Source organism: Lichenihabitans psoromatis (assembly GCF_004323635.1).
GTDB lineage: Bacteria > Pseudomonadota > Alphaproteobacteria > Rhizobiales > Beijerinckiaceae > Lichenihabitans > Lichenihabitans psoromatis.
In genome coordinates, this window is record NZ_CP036515.1 from 1,411,612 (window position 1) to 1,430,745 (window position 19,134).

A 19,134-nucleotide genomic window follows, 5' to 3' on the forward strand; every position below is an offset into this window, starting at 1 on the left:
CCGAACCTAAACCGTGAGCCTGTCGGCCAACCAGGTCGCGGCTGGGCCGAGCAGCCGGTCGGCTCGGTGGATCACGCCGAGCGGATAATCATGCGAACGCGCCTCACTCAAGGTGAGGCGGACGAGCCGCCCGGCCTTAAGATCGGCCACGACCATCGCCTCTGGCATGTTGCCCCATCCGAGACCGGCCAGCAGCAGCGCATGTTTGGCCCCGAGGTCGCCGATCCGCCATGTCTTGAGCGACAGAACTGCAATATCCTGTCCCTCGGTCAAGGCCGAGCGGTCGGCGAGCACGATTTGGGTCGCATCGCGCACGGCATCGCGATCGGCCGTCGCAAGGGCCAGCGGATGGGTTGGGGCTGCAACCGGAACGAGCCGGACCGTGCCGATCGGCCGTTGCCGGATCGCCGCCGGCATGGCGTCGAGTTCGGTGCTGATTCCGAAGTCGCAGGCCTCATCTGCCACCAATCGCGCGACGCCGCCGAGCGCCTCCATGCTGAGCCGCAGGCTGACCATCGGAAATTGGGTCGCGAAGGCATCGAGCGCCGCGACCAACCGATCCATTGGAAACATGACGTCGATCCCGACGCGGAGCTCCGCCTCGAGCCCCTTCTGCAGGCTCGCGGCCCGGCCCCGCAGCGTCTCGATCGTGGCCGTGGCGCGCCGGGCGTCGGCCAATACCGCTCGACCCGCTTCCGTCAGGCGCGGCACCCGGCCGGAGCGGTCGAACAGCAGCACGCCGATCTGCTCCTCGAGCTGCCCAACCGCGTAGCTGATGACCGATTGGGCGCGGTTCAGCCGCCGGGCCGCCGCCGAAAAGCTGCCGGTTTCGGCGATGGTCGTGAGCACCTGAAGCTGCTCGAAGGTAGGGAAACCGACACTTGGCATATCGATACTCTTGCTGGATCACGACAAGTTTATCGCGATTTCGAAGATGGGTCATGCCGCCTATCTTTCGTTCAACGCCAATGATTGGCAGGAGACGATCATGCAACACGGCATCCATCACGTGACGGCTATTTCGGGCCCGGCCCCCCGCAACCTCAAGTTCCATGTCGGGCTGCTTGGCCAACGCCTCGTCAAAAAGACCGTCAATTTCGACGACCCAGGCACGTACCATCTCTATTATGGGGACGCGGGCGGGACGCCCGGCAGCATTCTCACGTTCTTCCCGTGGGAGCATGCCGCGACAGGCAAGATCGGGTCCGGCGAGACCGGTGAAACCGCGTTTCGGGTTCCGGTTGCCTCGCTCACTTATTGGACGGATCGATTCGCCAAGAGCGGCGTCGCGGTGCAACCGATCGAACATCGGTTCGGTGAGCCGGTGCTGCGCTTCGTCGATCCCGACGGCATGCGTCTCGCGCTCGTCGGTGTTACGGGCGCTGAGGGCGAGCCCGGCTGGACTGAGGGCGATATCCCGGCCGACCATGCGATCCGTGGCTTTCACGGGGTCACGCTTCTGGTTGCCGATGTCGCGCCGACGGCCGCCGTGTTGACCGACGTCCTCGGCTTCGAGGCCAGCGGCACGGAGGGCGCGGTGACGCGTTTCCTCGCGCCGGGTGCAACTCAAGGCGGCGTGATCGATCTCAAGGCCGTGCCCGGCATGTCACGTGGACGTCAGGGCGCCGGTTCGGTCCATCATGTGGCGTTTCGGGCGGCCGATGATGCAGCGCAGGCCGAGATGGCGCGGAAACTCGTCGAGCATCACGGTCTGCCCACCACGGAGCAGAAGGATCGGCAATATTTCCGCTCCGTCTATTTCCGCGAACCCGGCGGCACGATTTTCGAGATCGCGACCGATCAGCCCGGTTTTGCGGTCGACGAACCGCAGGATCGGCTGGGCGAGGCGCTGAAACTTCCGGCTTTCCTCGAAGCCAGCCGAAGCCGTATCGAGGCAGTCCTGCCCGCCCTCACCTGAAAGCTGCGTCGATGACCCTTGCGTTCCATCATCGCGTCGTCCCGGCCAGCGTGCCGGGCCGAACGCCTTTGCTGCTGCTGCACGGCACCGGCGGCGACGAGAATGATCTCGTGCCGCTCGGGGAGGCGCTATCGCCCGGCGCGGCGTTGCTGTCGCCCCGGGGTCAGGTGCTCGAGCGTGGGATGCCGCGCTTCTTCAGCCGCAGCGGCGAGGGCGTGTTCGACCCCGACGAGGTGCGCCAACGCGCGCTGGGGCTCGCGGATTTCATCGCCGAGGCGCGACGCACCTATGATCTTGCGGCACCGATCGCGGTGGGATTCTCGAACGGCGCCAATGTCGCGGCCGTCATCATGATGTTGCGGCCCGACGTTCTGGCCGGCGCCATCCTGCTGCGGCCCATGGCGGTGCTGGATGACACGGCGTCGGGCGAGGCCGGTTTGCCGCTGCTGGCGGGGCGGTCGGTTCTCATGCTGTCGGGTTCGAACGACCCGATCGTTCCGGCCGGGAGCGCCGAATGGCTCGCCTCGCGGTTGATGGCGGGGGGTGCCGCGGTCGAACATCGGCGGCTCCAGGCCGGCCACAATCTGACCCCTGACGACATGTCGATCGCCAAGGCTTGGCTTGCCTTGACTGATCGGATCGCCTGACCGGCGGCGCGATGGGTCATCGCGGCTCGCTCGGCCATTACGCGGCGGCTTCGACCTCTGCGGCGATGACGCTGAGGATCGCCTCGACCATGGCCGTATCGTCGCCGGCCATGCCGTCCATCGCGGCCATGCGGCCGATAGCGGTGGCTGCGATCCGTTCCTCCACCGTCTCCTCCGCAAAGGCGTAGTAGATTAGGGCACGCTGACCATCGCGGTGACAGCGGCCCTCGACCTGCTGCAACTGGATCGCGCTGTGGCGCATATCGTGGATCACCAGCGAGCGCAGTTTTGATCCGCCTGCCATCTCGTTTCGATGCAGCGAGATCGATTCGGTGACGGTGAACACCACCACATCGGCCTCGCCGGTCTGGAAGGCGACGCGCGCCGCTTCGTTCGCGTCGCCGCTTTGTGTCCCGTTGATGATCGCGACGCGCCGCCCTTTGGCCGATAGCGTGTCGGATAGGATCGCGCTGGTTTCGAGATAGGCGACCGAGACAGCGACCTGTTGCCCATCGAGCAACAGTTCCTCCACAAAATCGGCGGTGCCGGCGACGCGCAGCAGGCTGGCTTTCTGCCGGAAGCGGAGGTCGGCCGCCCAGCCCGCCGGCTTGCGCGTGCTGCCGCCCAGCAGGCCGAATTCACGTCGGAACTCGCGCCACGTTGCCTCGTAGAGCCGCCGCGCCTCGCGATCGAGAGCCGTTGGCGCAAGCTCGCGCTGCACTTCGGGCCAGCCCGCGATATCGTCTGGACGCCGCCGCAGCCCGATGGCGCGATCGCCCTTGTAGAGCAGATCCGCCATGACGCCGCGATCGCGCGCGTTCGGCTCCCAGCTCCAATTGGTCCAGCGGCCCTTGGCGCGGCCGATCCCGAGCCCCTTCATCAGCATCCGAAAATCGGCCAGCGTCTCGGTCGGGCAATGGGCCGCGTGGCCGAGCAGCTTGCCGAGATAGCCGAGTTCATGCGGCGACTGGCCGGCCGTCGCGCTCATGTAGATGGTGAAGCGAGCCGCCTCGGCGATCTGCCGGCACGCCATGGTTTGCTGCGCATAGGGATTGCGAAGCCGGTGGCTCTCGTCGAAGACGACGATCGGCCAGGTTCGCTTCGGCCTTCCATGGCGCGCAATCTCGTTATTCTTGGCCCGCACGGAGCGGCGCGTGCTGGCTGGGGGCGCCGCAAGCAATGCCTTGCTCCGCTCGTAATTGGTCAGCGTGACCTGCTTTGCGGCGAGGCCGGACCGCGCGATGGTTCGGCGCCATTGCGGGAGGCCGCCTTTGGGGCAAACGATGAGGATGTCGGCTTCGGGCATGGCCGCGATAGCGGCCCAGACCGATAATGTCTTGCCGAGGCCGGTCAGATCACCGAGCAGAAAACCAGGGCTTCCGGCCGCGCGGGCCGCCAGGATACGGTCCCGCGCCTCGATCTGATGCGGGCGGGGAACAAGGAGGGTGGACGAAGATCGAGCCGTGTCGTCCATGCGGTCGAATGTCTCGATGATCCATGCTCAAATGGCGACTGGCTCGCTTTTGCGGGGGCCGCGTGCGCGCGTCAAGCCGTACGCTTTGTGTTTTGGAGAGCCGGGAGCCGTGCCGAACCACCAAGCTTCCGCCGAAGATGCGCTGCGACGCGCCGCCGTGCTTGCGCCTGACGCGCCTGAGCCTCTGTTCCGGCTCTGCGCCCTGCTGCTGCAACGGGGCTCCGCCGAGGCACAGGCGATGCTCGGCGATCTCCTGGCTCGGTTTCCCCGGCATGCGCCCGGCTGGGAGGCGCTCGGCGTGGTGCTCGAAGAGGCCGGGAAAACCGAGGCGGCGCTGGTCTGTTTCGGAAAGGCCGCCGCCGTCGAGCCGTCCTTCACTCTGGCGATGCGGCAAGGGGGGCTGTTGCGCCAACTCGGCCGTCACCCCGAGGCTGCTGCCTGCTTCGAGCAGGCCGTGGCGCTGAATGCCGGAAACGGCTTGGCGTGGTTTCGGCTCGGGTTGTGCCGGCAGGATGCGGGCGATCTGGCGGGAGCCGCGACCGCCTATCAAACGGCACTCGATAGCGAACCGGCCTTGGCCGAAGCCGCCGTCAATCTCGGCACGGTGCTGCAGGATGCGGGGAGGCTCGACGAGGCGAAACAGGCCTATGGACGCGCCGTACGGACCCGTGGCGACACGTTCGGCCGCGTCGCCCAGGCTTTGACGACCTCGACCAAAGGGGAGCTATGGCTCGATCTCGGGCGTCTCCGGCGCGATCTCGCCGGCTGAGCGCGGGCGCTTGGCCCGGAACCGCGTGCGATAGGCGCCTTGCTGGCCCAGCAGGGTCGCGGCCGTCGCGTCGTAGCGTTGTTGCTGCTCCGGTGTGAAACCGCCGATATCGAGATCCAGCGCCGTCCGCGCCACCGGAAAACACTGCGCCACAGGGGTGCCGCGCTTCAGCACGCCCTCGAAATCGGGGTCGATCCAAACGGCCGGAAACAGAATGCCGACATCGGTGAACAGGTCGGCATCCACCATGCCGGTGAGCAGCCGGAACGGCAGGTCGAACCGGTTGGCCGGGTGCATGGCGAAGAGTGAATAGCCGGGCTCGAGCTCAATGGTCCAAAAGCTGTTGAACTTGACGATGGCGCAATCGTCCCGATGAAACGGCGTGCCCGAGACCTGGGCCGGAACATGGAAGCTGAGCGGCGAACGGGGGTGAGCTTCGACGTTGAGCGGCGGCAGATCCCAGTCCCATGACAGCCGCCCATCGCTGACGACGACATCGCAAGGCAGCAGGATCATGAATCCATGGCTCATCGCATCGACGAAGGGCGGGCATTGCTTGACGGTGCGAACATCCTGCCCGTGCGTCTCGGAAAACGCCTTGGCCGGCATGGCGCGCAACCAATCCGGCAGGACGGCTCGCGCCGGAACGGGCCGTTCCAGCCGGTCGATCAAGGCCGGGTCGCAACGGAAGGTGATACGCATGGGCGGCAGTGATCCCGCAATCGTCGGAGCCGCGCCTCTGACACGAGGGCGACGACAGTCTATATGGATCTGACCAGACGACCACCCAGAAGGACGACACCACCCGTGGACAAGGCCGTGATCGAGGAGATGTTCCTGGCCCTCGGGCCCGTCACGATCAAACGTCTGTTCGGCGGCAAGGGCGTCTATCACGAGGGCCGGATCATCGCGGTCGAGGTCGCGGGAGAGATGCTGCTCAAGGCGGATCCGATCAGCGCTCCGGCGTTCGAGGCGGCGGGTGCCCGACGCTGGGCCTACACCGACCGCAAGGGCAAGGCGGTCGGGATGCTCTACTGGTCCATCCCGGAGGAGGCGTTCGACGATCCCGACATCATGGAGCATTGGGTTCGGTTGGCGGATGCGGCTGCGCGACGCGTGAACCCGGGCGGCTGAAACGCGGTGTGCTTAAACACATGTCCCTTCTGGTTTCGTCATCATTATTTCATTATCGGCGGACATGCGACTGATACTATCGTCTTGTATAGATTTATACAGCATCGACTTGACGTATTCGCGTCGATCGGACAGACTGTAGCTTTAGAAACGAATTACATTTTATTTTATCTATAAGCTATCAAATAAATCATAAAAGACATAATTATTTCATTTGAGGATATTGATCATGTCCGCAAGCGCGCATGGATTCATAGGATCTCATCTCCAACCCTTCACTGAACTCTTGCCACTGAAGATGGCGATGTTCGATCCGCACAAGCTTCTTCAATTGTCGAAGATGATGAAGGCGGATTTCGACACCGTGAAAGATGGCCCAGACCCCGAAGAAAATCTGTGGGTCCCGGCGGGGTATACGTATTTCGCGCAATTCGTCGACCACGACCTGACGTTCGACAGCACGTCGTCGCTCAATCCAGCCGATCGGCCGCCGCAAGGGTCGCATATCCCCTCCAACTTGCGGACGCCGCGCTTCGACCTCGATAACGTCTATGGCGACGGACCGGACGCCCAGCCCTTCATGTATGATTCGGACGGCGCCACGATTCTGACCGGTACGAACGATCTGTTGAGGGCGCCGAACGGTCGCGCGATTATCGGCGATAAGCGCAACGACGAAAATTCGATCGTCTGCCAGATCCAGCTCGGGATGATCCGATATCACAACACGATCGTGGCGGCCCTGAAAACCGAGCCTCCCGAGACCTGGAATGTGCCGAACGATCTCTTCGCTTCGGCGCAGAACGAGGTCCGCTGGACCTATCACCTCATTCTGGTCCACGACCTTCTGCCGCGCATCATCAAACACGAGGTGTTGGCGGATCTCGAAGGCCATACGCCGCATGAGCGCAAAGGGGCGTACGCGCTCTACACGCAAGAAAAAAGAGCCAATCTTCCGCGTGAGTTCGTCGGCGCGGCTTATCGCTATGGCCATTCGGGGGTCCGCTTCGGCTATCGGCTGAACACGATGACGCGTCTGTCGATCTTCAAGGGGACCCAGCCTCCGGTCGTCGACGACAGCCTGCTCGGCTTCGATCCGCTTCCGACAACCCACGTCATCGACGATTGGGGACGGTTCTTCCCAGCCTCCGCGCCGGGTGCCGATATCGGTTTGACCGGACGGGTCGCGGCTGGCGACGATCCCGATCCAAAAGTACAGCTGCAATATGCCTATAAGCTCGATCCGACGATTGTCGACCCGCTCGCCGTCTTGCCCCTGATCGTACCGGAGCCCCATGCGGCCGACCAAGCCGCCGCGGCGATCGCTCCCGACGCGCTGCCCACCTATCCAGGGCAGGACGGACCCAATCCGCTTCCGTCACTCGCGCTGCTGAACCTGCTTCGCGGCAACACCTACGGCATCGCGACGGGCCAGAGCTTCGTGCATGCATTGCAGTTAGCCGGAAAGCCGGTGACGGTTATCGATCCGCATAGGATCGTGGTCCGCGTGTCGACCGATGCGACGCCGGTCGGTGACGATCCGAATGCGCCCGACAAGCCGCAGGCATTTCAATGGACGGCGCCCCCGGAAGACTTTGCGACGCGCACGCCGCTTTGGTTCTATATGCTCGCCGAAGCGCAAGCCCCGATCGTTCAAGCGATCCCAGGGGACACAAGCCGGGTCTTCACCGAAACACAGTTGCTCAACGGCCCCGGTGCCCTGAGCCAATTGGGTTGGGTCGGCGGACGCATCATCGGCGAGGTCTTCTACGCGCTTCTCGACGAAGATGCCGACTCGGTCTTCAACCATCCAGCCGCCCACGGCTTCGTGCCGAGGTTCGCTCGCGGTCCCGGCGGCTTGATCTACATGCGGAATTTGCTGGATTTCAAGTGAGACGCGACCGTCGTCGGGTCTCACCTCAGGGCTTCAGCACCGTGCGGGCCACCGCCTCGTGCCAGCCCTTGAGCTTGGCGTCGCGTCGAGCCGGCGCCATGGCAGGCTCGAACCGCGTTTCAAGATGCCATGTGGCGGCAAATTCTTCCGGGCTCGGGTAGAGGCCGGATTGTAGTCCCGCCAGATAGCCCGCCCCGAGCGCTGTCGTCTCCCGCACGATCGGGCGATCGACCGGCGCGTCGATCATGTCGGCGACCGATTGCATGGTCCAGTCGCTCGCGCTCATGCCGCCGTCGGCCCGGATCACGGATTTCTCGAGACTGACGCCGCTCTGCTGCACGTCCTTCTGCATGGCGTCGATGAGATCGCGCGTTTGATAGGCGACGCTTTCGAGCGCCGCGCGGGCGATCTCGAACCGCGTCGTTGCGCGCGTCAGCCCGGTGATGGTGCCGCGCGCGTCGGCATCCCAGGTCGGTGCTCCGAGCCCGACGAAGGCCGGCACGATATAGACGGCCTGTTCCTGGTCGGATTTTTCGGCGAGTTGTCCCGTCTCGGCCGATGAGCGAACGATCCCGAGCCCATCGCGAAGCCATTGGACGGTCGCGCCCGCTGAAAAGATCGAGCCTTCGAGCGCATAATGGCGATGCCCCTTGAGCTGGTAGGCGATGGTCGAGAGCAACCGATGCGTCGAGGCGATCGGCTTCGGCCCGGTGTTCAGAAGCACGAAGCAGCCCGTCCCGAAGGTCGATTTGACCATGCCGGGTGCGAAACACGCTTGGCCGATCAGGGCCGCCTGCTGGTCGCCCGCGATACCACGGATCGGCAAGGACAGGCCGAGATGCTCCGAGGCCGCGATGCCGAACTCGGCCGCGCAATCCTTCACCTCGGGCAGCAAGGGGCGTGGCACGCGGAACAGCTTTAGCAGGTCGGCATCCCAACGTCCCTTGTGGATGTCGAAGAGCGCGGTGCGCGACGCATTGGTGGCGTCGGTGGCGTGCACTGCTCCATTGGTCAGCCGCCACAACAGGAAGGTGTCGACGGTGCCGAAGGCGAGATCGCCGCGTTCCGCTTTCTCACGCGCGCCGTCCACATGGTCCAGCATCCAGGCGATCTTGGTGGCGGAGAAATAGGGGTCGAGCAGCAGCCCGGAGCGCTGTTGCACCAGCGGCTCGCACCCCTCTGCCTTGAGGGTCGCGCAGATCGAGGCGGTGCGTCGGTCCTGCCACACGATGGCATTGTGGATCGGCTCACCGGTCTTACGATCCCAGATCAGGATCGTTTCGCGCTGATTGGTGATGCCCAGCGCCGCGATGGTGGTGCCGGCCGCGGCGGCGCGTTGCAGCGCGATGCGAGCGGTCGAGAGGCTGGTGCGCCAGAGGTCTTTCGGGTCGTGCTCGACCCAGCCGGACTGTGGGAACAGCTGCGGAAATTCTTCCTGTGCGGTCGCGGTCGGCAACGCATCCGGACCGAACACAATGGCGCGGGTCGAGGTGGTGCCTTGATCGATGACGAGAACCGAACCGGACATACAGGGCCTTCAACTCAGGGATCGTTGCGGCGCCTCGTTTGAGGAATGCCGGTCAGGGGTGGGCGATCCCCTGGAGGGGACCGCCCACATGTCATGTGCGTCAGGCTTTCTTGGGCGGGGTCGACGGCCAGCTCTTGATCAGAGCATCGTAATCGACGGTTTCGCCCTTTGGCTTCTCATCGGCCAGCTTGCGCTGAGGCGCGAGATTGCCGTCCGTTTCGGATTTGGCGAACCAATATTCGGCCGTCTCTTCCTTGTTCATCTTGGGTCCGAGCTTGCCCTGCACGCCCGACTTTTCGAGGCGCGCCATAATGGCATCCTGGTCGCGCGCGAGGCCGTCCATCGCTTGCTGGGGCGTCACTTGGCCCGAGATCGCGTTGGAGATGTTCTGCCACCAGACCTGGGCCATCTTGCCATAATCCGGCACGTTGACGCCGGTGGGGGTCCACTGCTTGCGGGCCGGGCTACGATAGAACTCGACGAGGCCACCGACCTTCGGGGCGAGTTCGGTCATGGCCGGGTGCCACACGTCGCTCTCGCGGATGAGATGCAACGATGTGAGCGCCTTTTTGAGCGACACGGTCTTCGAGGTACAGAACTGCGCGTAGAGCCAACCCGCCTTGAGGTTCGGCATCGGCGCATATTTCAGCATCGTCCAGCCACCGACGTCCTGGTAGCCGAGCTTCATGCCCTCTTTCCAGTAAGCGCCATGCGGCGAGGGAGCCATACGCCACTTCGGCGTACCGTCCTCGTTCATGACCGGACCGGGCTGGCGCGCACTATCCGTGAAGGCCGAATACCAGAAGATCTGCTGGGCGATATGGCCCTGGCCGACAACCGGGCCGGATTCGAGAAAGTCCATACCGGCAGCTTCCGGCGGCGCATATTTCTTCAACCATTCGATATATTTGGTTAAAGCGTACACGGCAGCCGGACCGTTGGCGTCACCGCCGCGGGTGATCGACGAGCCGACCGGGATGCCGTTTTCGGCCCGGATGCCCCATTCGTCGACGGGCTTGCCGTTCGGCAGGCCGCGATCGCCCGCGCCGGCCATCGAGAGCCAAGCATCGGTGAAGCGCCAGCCAAGCGAGGGATCCTTCTTGCCGTAATCCATGTGACCGTAGACGCGCTGGCCATCGATCTCTTTGACATCGTTGGAGAAGAAGTCCGCGATGTCCTCATAGGCCGACCAATTGACCGGCACACCAAGCTCATAGCCGTATTTGGCCTTGAACTTTTCCTTGAGGTCGGCGCGCTGGAACCAATCGTGCCGGAACCAATAAAGGTTGGCGAATTGCTGGTCGGGCAGCTGGTAGAGCTTGCCGTCCGTGAAGGTCGCGAAAGATAGGCCCATGAAATCGGCGAGATCGAGACCGGGGTTGGTCACGTCCTTGCCGTCGTTGGCCATGAAATCGGTCAGCGAGCCGCCCACGATGTCGTTGTAGCGCGGGTGGGTGCCGATGAAGTCCGTGTCGTTCATCCAGAAATCATAGATCGGACGGCCCGACTGCATCTCGACTTCGATCTTATCGACGAGCGTGCCCTCGTCCATAATGTCGTGTTTGACATCGATGCCGGTGATTTCGCCGAACGCTTTGGTGAGCGTCTTGGATTCGTAGTCGTGAACCTTCAACGATTCCGAAACGCAATTGACCTTCATGCCGGCGAACGGCTTGGCGGCGTTGATGAACCATTCCATCTCGGCCATCTGCTCGTCTTTCGACAAGGTCGAGGGATTGAACTCGGTATCGATCCACTTTTTCGCGGCATCGACCTTTTGGGCGAAGCTTGGTGTGCTCTTGATGATACCAGCCGCTCCGGCGATGCCGAGGGCGGCACCGCCCTTCAATACGTCACGACGATCCATAGGGTGTCCTCCTTTGCTTTGGTCCGGATGCGGAATCGCTCCGGTTTTGTCTTTGGCTCCGCCCAAACGTCAGCGAACGGAACGATTTCGCCTCATGCGAAACGAAACATGATCGCGGCCAGGAGCAGCGATGCGATTGCGGGATAGAGGAAATTGTCGACCCCGAACCGGATGAAAAACAGGAAGATGAAGGCGGTCGCCAGCAAGGAGGCAAACAGCCTGTCGCTGCGGGTCGTGGCGAAGCGAAGAATGCCGACATGCGGGGTTTCGGGCCGATAGACCGCCAGCAGCGTCATGACGACCAGCATGGCCGCGATGGCCCCGAAGAACACCATGGTCTGCCAAGTCCACGCCATCCAGGCAAGATGTTGAGCGATATAGTCCATGGATGCTCCTCAAACCCGCCCGAGGGCAAAGCCCTTGGCGATGTGGTTGCGGACGAACCAGATCACGATCGCGCCGGGAATCATGGTGAGGACGCCGGCCGCTGACAGCAGGCCCCAATCGAGGCCGGCGGCCGAATAGGCGCGCGACATCATCGCGGCAATCGGCTTGGCATCCACGGTCGTCAGCGTGGAGGCGAGCAATTGCTCCACCCAGGAAAACATGAAGCAGAAGAAGGCCGCGACCCCGATGCCATTGGCGATCAGCGGCAGGAAGATCTTGATGAAGAATCGCGGGAACGAATAGCCGTCGATCATCGCGGTTTCGTCGATCTCGCGCGGCACGCCCGAAATAAAGCCTTCCAAGATCCAGACCGCCAGCGGCACGTTGAAGAGGCAATGCGCCAGCGCCACGGCCCAGATCGAGTCGAACAGCCCGATCGACGAATAGAGGTTGAAGAACGGCATCGCATAGACGGCCGGGGGTGCCATCAGGTTCGACAGCAACCAGAAGAATAACGGTTTGTCGCCGATGAAGCGGTAGCGGCTGAACGCATAGGCGGCCGGGAGCGCGATGGTGACCGACACGACCGTGTTCACGGCCACGTAAAGGATCGAGTTGATGAAACTCGCATGCCAGTCGGGGTCGTTGAAGATCTTGCGATAATTGTCGAGGACGGGTGCATGTGGCCACAAGGTCAATCCCGACATGATGTCGGTGTTGGTCTTGAAGCTCATGTTGATGAGCCAATAGACCGGGATCAGCAGGAACAGCATGTAGAGAGCCATGCCGAGGGGACGCCCCATCGTGCCGCGCATCAGGCCGTCTCCTTGGCGTCTGCATGGGTCGTATAGGTGAAGAAGATCCAGCACACCGTCAGCGTGATGAGGTTATAGACCAGCGAATAGGCGGCCGCATTGCCGAGGTCGACTTGGCCGAGCGCCATCTTGACCAGGTCGATCGACAGAAAGCTTGTGGCTTCACCCGGGCCGCCGCCCGTCACCGTGAAGGGCTCGGTGTAGATCATGAAGCTGCCCATGAAACGCAGCAGCATGCCGATGATCAGCACCTTGCGAAGCTTCGGCAATTCGATGTTGGTGAACACCGCCCAGCGATTCGCGCCGTCGATCCGCGCGGCCTGATAATAGGCGTCGGGAATCGCCTTGAGGCCGGCGTAGCAGAGCAGCGCCACCATCGAGGTCCAGTGCCAGACATCCATGATGACCAGCGTGAACCAGGCCGAGGTCGCATCCTGCGTGACGTTGAAGCCGGTGAAGCCGATCGCCCGCAGGCCGACGCCGAGCAGGCCGATATCGCCGCGCGTGAACAACTGCCAGATCACGCCGACCACGTTGTAGGGGATCAGCAACGGCAGCGCGATGATGACCAGCACGGCACCGACTTTCCAGCCGTGTTTCGGAATACAAAGCGACACGGCGATGCCGAGCGGGATTTCAAGCGCCAGCACCACGAAGGAGAAGATGAGGTTGCGGGCCAGCGCACCCTGAAAGCGCTTGCCGACCTCCGTGGTAGGGTCGAGCAGGTTCTGGAACCAGCCCGCGCCGTTCCAGAAGAAGTTGTTCTGGCCCATCGTGTCCTGAACCGAATAGTTCAGCACCGTCATCATCGGGATCAGCGACGAGAACAGCACGAAGACCAGCACCGGCACGACGAAAAACCAGGCGCGGTTGTCCCAGATCTTGGTCTCGGTCATCGGGCGCTCCCCTCGGCATAGGCCGGTTGCAGACCGGCGACCGCGACACCCTCGACGAGCTTGTCGTCGCGATAGACATGCGTGCGGGCCGGATCGAAATGGACGCGCGCCTCGTCGCCCTCGATCGACAGGCCGTTCGGCACGAAGGCCACCATCGGCTGGTCGCCGAGACTCACGTGAGCGAGCCGTCGCCGCCCGAGGTCGTCGACCCGTCTGACCTTGACGGGCAAACCGCCCGACCCGGTCAGTGTCGCGTAATCCGGGCGGATCCCGAGTTTCACGGCCGCGTCGTCGGCCAGCGTCGGATAGGCTGAGCCGAGCGCGATCGCATGTCCGCCGACCGTGATGGTGCGGCCCGAAATGTGACCGTCGAGGAAGTTCATGCCGGGCGAGCCGATGAAATAGCCGACGAATGTATGGGCCGGGCGTTCGAACAGGTCCGACGGCGTGCCGATCTGCACGGCGCGTCCCTCGTTCATGACCACCACCTGATCGGCGAAGGTCAGCGCCTCGGTCTGGTCGTGGGTCACGTAGATCATGAGAAGATCGAGGGCGCGATGCACCTCTTTCAGCTTCGAGCGCAGTTCCCACTTCAGCGCCGGGTCGATGACGGTCAGCGGCTCGTCGAACAGCACGGCGGAGACGTCGGAGCGGACGAGGCCGCGGCCGAGCGAGATCTTCTGCTTAGCATCGGCCGTGAGGCCCCGCGCGCGGCGCTTGAGGTCGCTCGTGAGATCGAGCATGGCGGCGATCTCCTGCACGCGCGCATCGATTTTGGCTTTCGGAACCTTCCGGTTCTTGAGCGGAAAGGCGAGATTTTCGGCCACTGTCATCGTGTCGTAGATGACCGGAAACTGGAACACCTGGGCGATGTTGCGTTGTTCGGTTGGCAGGCGGGTCACGTCGCGATCGCCGAATAGCAACCGCCCTTCGGAGGGGATCACCAGCCCCGAAATGATGTTGAGCAACGTCGTCTTGCCACAGCCCGATGGTCCGAGAAGCGCATAGGCTTTCCCGGCCTCCCACACGTGATGCAGGGGTTTCAGGGCATAGTCTTTGTCGCTGCGCGCCGGTCCGCCGCCATAGGCGTGTCCGATGCCATCCAGGGTGATCTGCGCCATACCATCCTCTCCGAGCCTCACTGCCTGCTGGTCGGACTAAGCCTGCACCAGCGAAGCGGCTCACAAACCTTATGCGGACGCAGAAACGGTCCGTCGTTCACGTCCAAGCTGCGGCGCCGCGGCGGCGTCGAGCCGCTGTCCGTCAGCGCCGAACACAAAGATCTGCGACGGATCGAGTTGAACCTCGACCGTGTCGCCGGGCAGCCATTCCTGGATGCCGTCGACAAGGCAAACCCAGGTCGTGCCGACCGGACCGGCGCCGCCATGTCCGACCTCGACATGGACGAAGCTCTCCGATCCATTGATGTCGGTCACCGCGACCTTTCCTGGGAAGCCGAGCCGCCCTGGTTGTGCCGCACCGATCGTCACCGCATCCGACCGGAAGCCGAGCCGATAGGCGCCGTCCGCGAGGGTCGCGAGCCCCCCCTCCGCCGGCAGCGTACGCCCGCTCTCGAGCCGCACGGTGCCGCCCGCGATCGTCAGAGCGAGTTCGTTGAGGGGCGGGTCGGAGAAGACGCGCGCGGCGTCGAGATTGTCGGGTTGCCGGTAGACCGAGGCGGTCGGCCCGACCTGCGTGACACGGCCTTGCCAGAGCGTCGCCGTCTTGCCGCGCAGCAGCAGCGCCTCGGTCGGCTCGGTCGTCGCATAGACCAGGATCGCGCCGGTCTCGGCAAAGATGCGGGGCAGTTCCTCGCGCAATTCCTCGCGCAGCTTGTAGTCGAGATTGGCGAGGGGCTCGTCGAGCAGGACGAGACGGGCCTGTTTGACGAGCGCGCGCGCGATGGCGGTACGCTGTTGCTGGCCGCCGGAGAGTTGGGCCGGAAGGCGTTGGAGCATCGGCTCCAGCCGGAGCAGCTTGGCGGCGCGGGCGACGCGAGCCTCGATCTCAGCTTTCGGCAGGCCCTGAACCCGTAAAGGGGATGCGATATTCTCGTAGATCGTCAGCGTCGGATAATTGACGAACTGCTGATACACCATCGCGACAGAGCGCTTCCGGACCGACATGCCGGTCACGTCGACGCCATCGGCCAGAAGCCGCCCCGACGTCGGCCGGTCGAGCCCCGCCATCACCCGCATCAGAGTGGTCTTGCCCGATAGGGTCGGGCCGAGCAGCACGTTCATCGTACCGGCTTCGAGCGTCAGCGACACGTCTCCGATGACGACGTCTTTGCCGACCTGCAGAACGATATGATCGAGGATGAAGCTCAAGCGACCCGATCCATCGTGGGAAGGTCGATCTCGATTCGGCGCGTCCTTGGCATCGGTCTCCCCCTTAGAAGCGCAGCCACATACGGCGACCTCGCTCCGCATTCCCATCAAGAGCCGCTTTGTCGGGATAAAGCCCGAGGCTGCTCTGGCGACGCGTTGTTGCGCCGTCGATCTTGTCCGTAACCTATGTCGAAGATTACGGACGCCGCAAGCGAATAAAACGATCATCAGAACGAAAACGTGGAAGCGCCGGCGGAGGCGATGTCCCCGCCGTGTCGCGTTTAGTCGGCATCGTCCGGGTCCGCGTCGAGCGGCCCGCCCGCCTCGACAACCTGAACGCCGTGGGTGCGACACAGCTCGGCAATTTCCGCCGAGGGCAGCCGATCGGTGACGAAGATGTCGATCTCGCTGAGGTGGGCGACCCGTACCGGGGCCGATCGGGCAAACTTACTGCTGTCGGCCACCAGAACGACCTTGCGGGCATGTTCGATGATAGCGCGTGACGCTTGAACCTCGCGAATGTCGAAATCGAGCAGAGTTCCGTCCGGCTCGATGGCCGAGGCGCCGATGATCGCGAGATCGACCCGGAATTGTCCGATCAGGTTCACCGCATGGGAGCCGACGATGCCGCCGTCGCTCTGCCGCACCGTGCCCCCCATGACAAAGACTTCGATGGCGCTGTTGCGATAGAGCTCGAAGGCGACGTGCAAATTGTTGGTGATGACCAAGAGTCCGGTGTGACTCGACAGGGCGCGGGCGACCTCCTCGGTGGTGGTGCCGATGTTGATCAGCACGGAGGAATGGTCGGGCACGAGCTTGGCCGCGGCTTCGCCGATCAGCTTCTTGTGAGGCTGCGCGATCATCTTGCGCGCCTCGTAGGCGAGATTGACGACGCCGGACGAGACCATCGCGGCGCCATGGACGCGCACCACCATCTGGGCATCGCTGAGATCGTTGAGATCGCGCCGGATGGTCTGCGGCGTCACACCGAAATGAGACGCGAGATCATCGACCGCGACGCGGCCTTTCTCGCGCAGCAGATCGACGATTTCGATCTGGCGGCGAGACGAGGCTTTCGAAACCGGAAGCGTCATCGCGGGGCGTCGCTCCGTCACAAGCTGAGATTAAACGCGATCGAGATCCGCGTGCCGGTGCCCCGATAGGGGCGGACCTGATGCATCAGCCAGGATGGGAACAGGAACAGCAAGCCGGGTTTCGGCCGGATGATCTCGGCCCCGCCGACCGAGGCGCCATCCTCACCGGCAAATTTGAGCGCGGGCGCATACATGCCGGGACCAGGACCGCGCGGATCGAGCATTTCGAATTCCCCTCCGAGCTCGTGGTCGCTCGCGCAGCCGCCGTCATCGACGTAATAGGTGCCCGACCAGAACGAGCCGGGATGATAGTGGCAGATGTTCGCGTGACCGCTGGTGTTCACGTTAGCCCAAGCCCGCACCTGCCAGGCTGGGCGCAAAGCTTGTCCGTTCCGGTCGGCCGTCAACTGGCCCGCCATCCCCTTCGCCATGTCGATGATTTGCCCGACATGCGGACCACCCCAGGCGAGGATATCGCGATCCGAATGCCAACCGCCGGCATTTGAGGCTTGCACCGAGGGTGTGTCGTCGCGCCTGGCCAGAATCACGCGCTGCAACTCGGTGTTGATCGCCTCCGCGCCCGGCACGTCCAGCGCCGCCACCGGGGTTGCGAATAATCCGCGCACCGCGACATCGAGCCGAGTGGCCATGTGGTTTCTCCCTGCGGTCCGCCGTGACCCCGGAAGTCGTGCGTGTGGGCCTTGGGACGCTTCAGCAGCCCTATCCCAGCCACCCGGGATGATCGAGTCAAATCGAAACGCCGTTGACTATTCGTTTCGGCGTTCGATTTGATCGCTTGTTCGGCAAAGATATTCGTTTTATCCTCTTTTAAAAGCAACGAGACAGCGGCGGGAGCGACGGCCTTGGACAGTCCCTATGATCTCGCCATCATCGGCGGTGGCGTGAATGGTTGCGGCATCGCGCGCGATGCGGCCGGGCGTGGCCTCAAGGTCTATCTCTGCGAACAGAACGATCTCGCCAGCGGCACATCGTCGGCCGCCACCAAGCTGATCCACGGCGGCTTGCGCTATCTCGAACATTATGAGTTCCGCCTCGTGCGCGAGGCGTTGATGGAGCGGGAGGTTCTATGGGGCATCGCCCCGCATATCATTTGGCCGCTGCGCTTCGTCTTGCCCTACCACAAGGGGCTGCGCCCGGCCTGGATCCTGCGGCTCGGCTTGTTTCTTTACGATCATCTGGGCGGCCGGAAGCGCTTGCCTGCGACCCGCACCCTGGATCTCACGACGGACGAGGCGGGTGTGCCGCTGAAACGCGGCGAGTTCACCAAAGGCTTCGAATATTCGGATTGTTGGGTCGAGGACGCGCGCCTCGTGGCGTTGAACGCCCGCGACGCGGCCGATCGCGGTGCCCGAGTCGTCACGCGGACCAAGGCCATCACGGCCGAACGCGGCGCGGCCGAATGGGCCCTGACGGTGCAGAGCCGTGACACCGGGCTGCGCGAGACGATCCGGGCCAAGGTGGTGGTCAACGCGGCGGGCCCGTGGGTCGGGCAGGTGCTCAATGCGACCTTGCGGATCAACCAGGCCGCCAAGGTCCGCCTCGTCCAGGGCTCGCATATCGTGGTCCGTAAGCTTTACGATCACGACCGGTGCTACATTTTCCAGAATGCCGACGGCCGGATCTTCTTTGCCGTGCCCTACGAGCAGGATTTTACGCTGGTCGGCACCACCGACCGCGATTACGAGGGCGACCCAGCCGACGTCACAGCCTCGGACGAGGAGGTGGCCTATATCTGCGACGCCGCGGCCGAATATTTCACCAAGCCGATCACGAAAGCCGATATCGTCTGGTCTTATTCCGGGGTGAGGCCGCTCTACGACAAGGGCGATAGCGCCGCGCAGGCCGCCACGCGCGACTACGTGCTATCGCTCGATACCGATGGCAAAGCGCCCCTCTTGTCGGTGTTTGGCGGCAAGCTCACGACCTATCGCAAGCTCGCCGAACATGCGCTGACCCTGCTCGCCCCCCATATCCCGGCCGGCACCCGCAAGGAGGGGTGGACCGGGCATGAGGCCTTGCCTGGCGGGGATTTCCCGATCGACGGATTTCCGGCTCTGGTCGCGGAGATCGCGTCGCGCTGGCCGTTCCTGACACAACGTCACGCCACTCGATTGGCCCGCCTTTATGGCACCAAGGCGCGCGACATCTTGGGGACCGCGACATCGATGGCGGGATTGGGACGCGACTTCGGCGCGACCCTGACCGAAGCCGAGGTGGGCCATCTGGTCCGAACCGAATGGGCCCGCACCGCGCAGGACATCGTCTGGCGCCGCACCAAGCTCGGGCTTCGTCTCACGGCCGGCGAGATCGAAGCGCTCGACCTCTACCTGCAGGCGAGCGTCGAGCAACTGGTGGCGTGA

18 protein-coding genes are annotated in these 19,134 nt (G+C 63.7%); 6 read left to right on the forward strand and 12 right to left on the reverse strand.

All coding sequences use genetic code 11. The features are described from left to right. Positions 1 to 6: 6 nt before the first annotated feature. Complete coding sequence (locus EY713_RS06540; protein WP_131114100.1) at positions 7 to 888, reverse strand: LysR family transcriptional regulator; 882 nt, start codon at positions 886 to 888, stop codon at positions 7 to 9. 100 nt (positions 889 to 988) lie between these two features. Between EY713_RS06540 and EY713_RS06545 the strand changes: the two genes are divergently transcribed. Further along, positions 989 to 1,918 (forward strand): ring-cleaving dioxygenase, encoded by a 930-nt coding sequence (locus EY713_RS06545; RefSeq protein WP_131119361.1) that lies wholly within the window; start codon positions 989 to 991, stop codon positions 1,916 to 1,918. Positions 1,919 to 1,929: 11 nt separating this feature from the next. Then, positions 1,930 to 2,565 (forward strand): alpha/beta hydrolase, encoded by a 636-nt coding sequence (locus tag EY713_RS06550; protein WP_131114101.1) that lies wholly within the window; start codon positions 1,930 to 1,932, stop codon positions 2,563 to 2,565. 37 nt (positions 2,566 to 2,602) lie between these two features. On the opposite strand, the gene EY713_RS06555 is transcribed toward EY713_RS06550, so the two are convergent. Next, a complete protein-coding gene (locus EY713_RS06555; RefSeq protein WP_131114102.1) occupies positions 2,603 to 4,039 on the reverse strand; it encodes a DEAD/DEAH box helicase family protein in 1,437 nt (478 codons plus the stop codon). A gap of 109 nt (positions 4,040 to 4,148) precedes the next feature. Between EY713_RS06555 and EY713_RS06560 the strand changes: the two genes are divergently transcribed. After that, positions 4,149 to 4,808, forward strand: a complete 660-nt coding sequence (locus tag EY713_RS06560) for a tetratricopeptide repeat protein (RefSeq protein ID WP_165491048.1) — start codon at positions 4,149 to 4,151, stop codon at positions 4,806 to 4,808. On the opposite strand, the gene EY713_RS06565 is transcribed toward EY713_RS06560, so the two are convergent. Further along, positions 4,764 to 5,510 carry a hypothetical protein gene (locus EY713_RS06565; protein ID WP_131114104.1) on the reverse strand — a complete coding sequence of 249 codons (747 nt, stop codon included), beginning with the start codon at positions 5,508 to 5,510 and terminating at the stop codon, positions 4,764 to 4,766. The genes EY713_RS06560 and EY713_RS06565 overlap by 45 nt on opposite strands. A 105-nt stretch (positions 5,511 to 5,615) precedes the next feature. Between EY713_RS06565 and EY713_RS06570 the strand changes: the two genes are divergently transcribed. Together EY713_RS06570 and EY713_RS06575 are read left to right on the forward strand one after the other, a co-directional pair. Continuing rightward, the gene (locus EY713_RS06570) at positions 5,616 to 5,942 is read left to right on the forward strand and encodes a TfoX/Sxy family protein (RefSeq protein WP_131114105.1); all 327 of its coding nucleotides are present in this window, start codon (positions 5,616 to 5,618) and stop codon (positions 5,940 to 5,942) included. Between the two features lie 229 nt (positions 5,943 to 6,171). Beyond that, complete coding sequence (locus tag EY713_RS06575) at positions 6,172 to 7,836, forward strand: peroxidase family protein (RefSeq protein ID WP_131114106.1); 1,665 nt, start codon at positions 6,172 to 6,174, stop codon at positions 7,834 to 7,836. A 25-nt stretch (positions 7,837 to 7,861) separates the two neighbouring features. Here the strand turns inward: EY713_RS06575 and glpK are convergent, their stop codons facing one another. The 9 genes from glpK to EY713_RS06620 form a co-directional block, all read right to left on the reverse strand. Further along, positions 7,862 to 9,364 carry a glycerol kinase GlpK gene (gene glpK, locus EY713_RS06580; RefSeq protein WP_131114107.1) on the reverse strand — a complete coding sequence of 501 codons (1,503 nt, stop codon included), beginning with the start codon at positions 9,362 to 9,364 and terminating at the stop codon, positions 7,862 to 7,864. Between the two features lie 100 nt (positions 9,365 to 9,464). Further along, positions 9,465 to 11,231, reverse strand: coding sequence for an ABC transporter substrate-binding protein (locus tag EY713_RS06585; RefSeq protein WP_131114108.1), 1,767 nt, complete (start codon positions 11,229 to 11,231; stop codon positions 9,465 to 9,467). A gap of 92 nt (positions 11,232 to 11,323) precedes the next feature. After that, positions 11,324 to 11,617 carry a DUF2160 domain-containing protein gene (locus EY713_RS06590; protein ID WP_131114109.1) on the reverse strand — a complete coding sequence of 98 codons (294 nt, stop codon included), beginning with the start codon at positions 11,615 to 11,617 and terminating at the stop codon, positions 11,324 to 11,326. Between the two features lie 9 nt (positions 11,618 to 11,626). Next, positions 11,627 to 12,433, reverse strand: a complete 807-nt coding sequence (locus tag EY713_RS06595; protein ID WP_131114110.1) for a carbohydrate ABC transporter permease — start codon at positions 12,431 to 12,433, stop codon at positions 11,627 to 11,629. Further along, positions 12,433 to 13,329 (reverse strand): carbohydrate ABC transporter permease, encoded by an 897-nt coding sequence (locus EY713_RS06600; protein WP_131114111.1) that lies wholly within the window; start codon positions 13,327 to 13,329, stop codon positions 12,433 to 12,435. Before EY713_RS06600 ends, EY713_RS06595 begins: the two co-directional genes overlap by 1 nt. Further along, positions 13,326 to 14,450 (reverse strand): ABC transporter ATP-binding protein, encoded by a 1,125-nt coding sequence (locus EY713_RS06605; protein WP_131114112.1) that lies wholly within the window; start codon positions 14,448 to 14,450, stop codon positions 13,326 to 13,328. Before EY713_RS06605 ends, EY713_RS06600 begins: the two co-directional genes overlap by 4 nt. A 69-nt stretch (positions 14,451 to 14,519) precedes the next feature. Beyond that, positions 14,520 to 15,659 (reverse strand): ABC transporter ATP-binding protein, encoded by a 1,140-nt coding sequence (locus EY713_RS06610; RefSeq protein ID WP_245572918.1) that lies wholly within the window; start codon positions 15,657 to 15,659, stop codon positions 14,520 to 14,522. Positions 15,660 to 15,940: 281 nt separating this feature from the next. Further along, positions 15,941 to 16,753 (reverse strand): DeoR/GlpR family DNA-binding transcription regulator, encoded by an 813-nt coding sequence (locus tag EY713_RS06615; RefSeq protein WP_131114113.1) that lies wholly within the window; start codon positions 16,751 to 16,753, stop codon positions 15,941 to 15,943. A gap of 17 nt (positions 16,754 to 16,770) precedes the next feature. Then, positions 16,771 to 17,403, reverse strand: a complete 633-nt coding sequence (locus tag EY713_RS06620) for a TIGR02466 family protein (RefSeq protein WP_131114114.1) — start codon at positions 17,401 to 17,403, stop codon at positions 16,771 to 16,773. A gap of 213 nt (positions 17,404 to 17,616) precedes the next feature. Here EY713_RS06620 and glpD point away from each other — a divergent pair, with 213 nt between their 5' ends. Beyond that, positions 17,617 to 19,134, forward strand: coding sequence for a glycerol-3-phosphate dehydrogenase (gene glpD / locus EY713_RS06625; protein ID WP_131114115.1), 1,518 nt, complete (start codon positions 17,617 to 17,619; stop codon positions 19,132 to 19,134).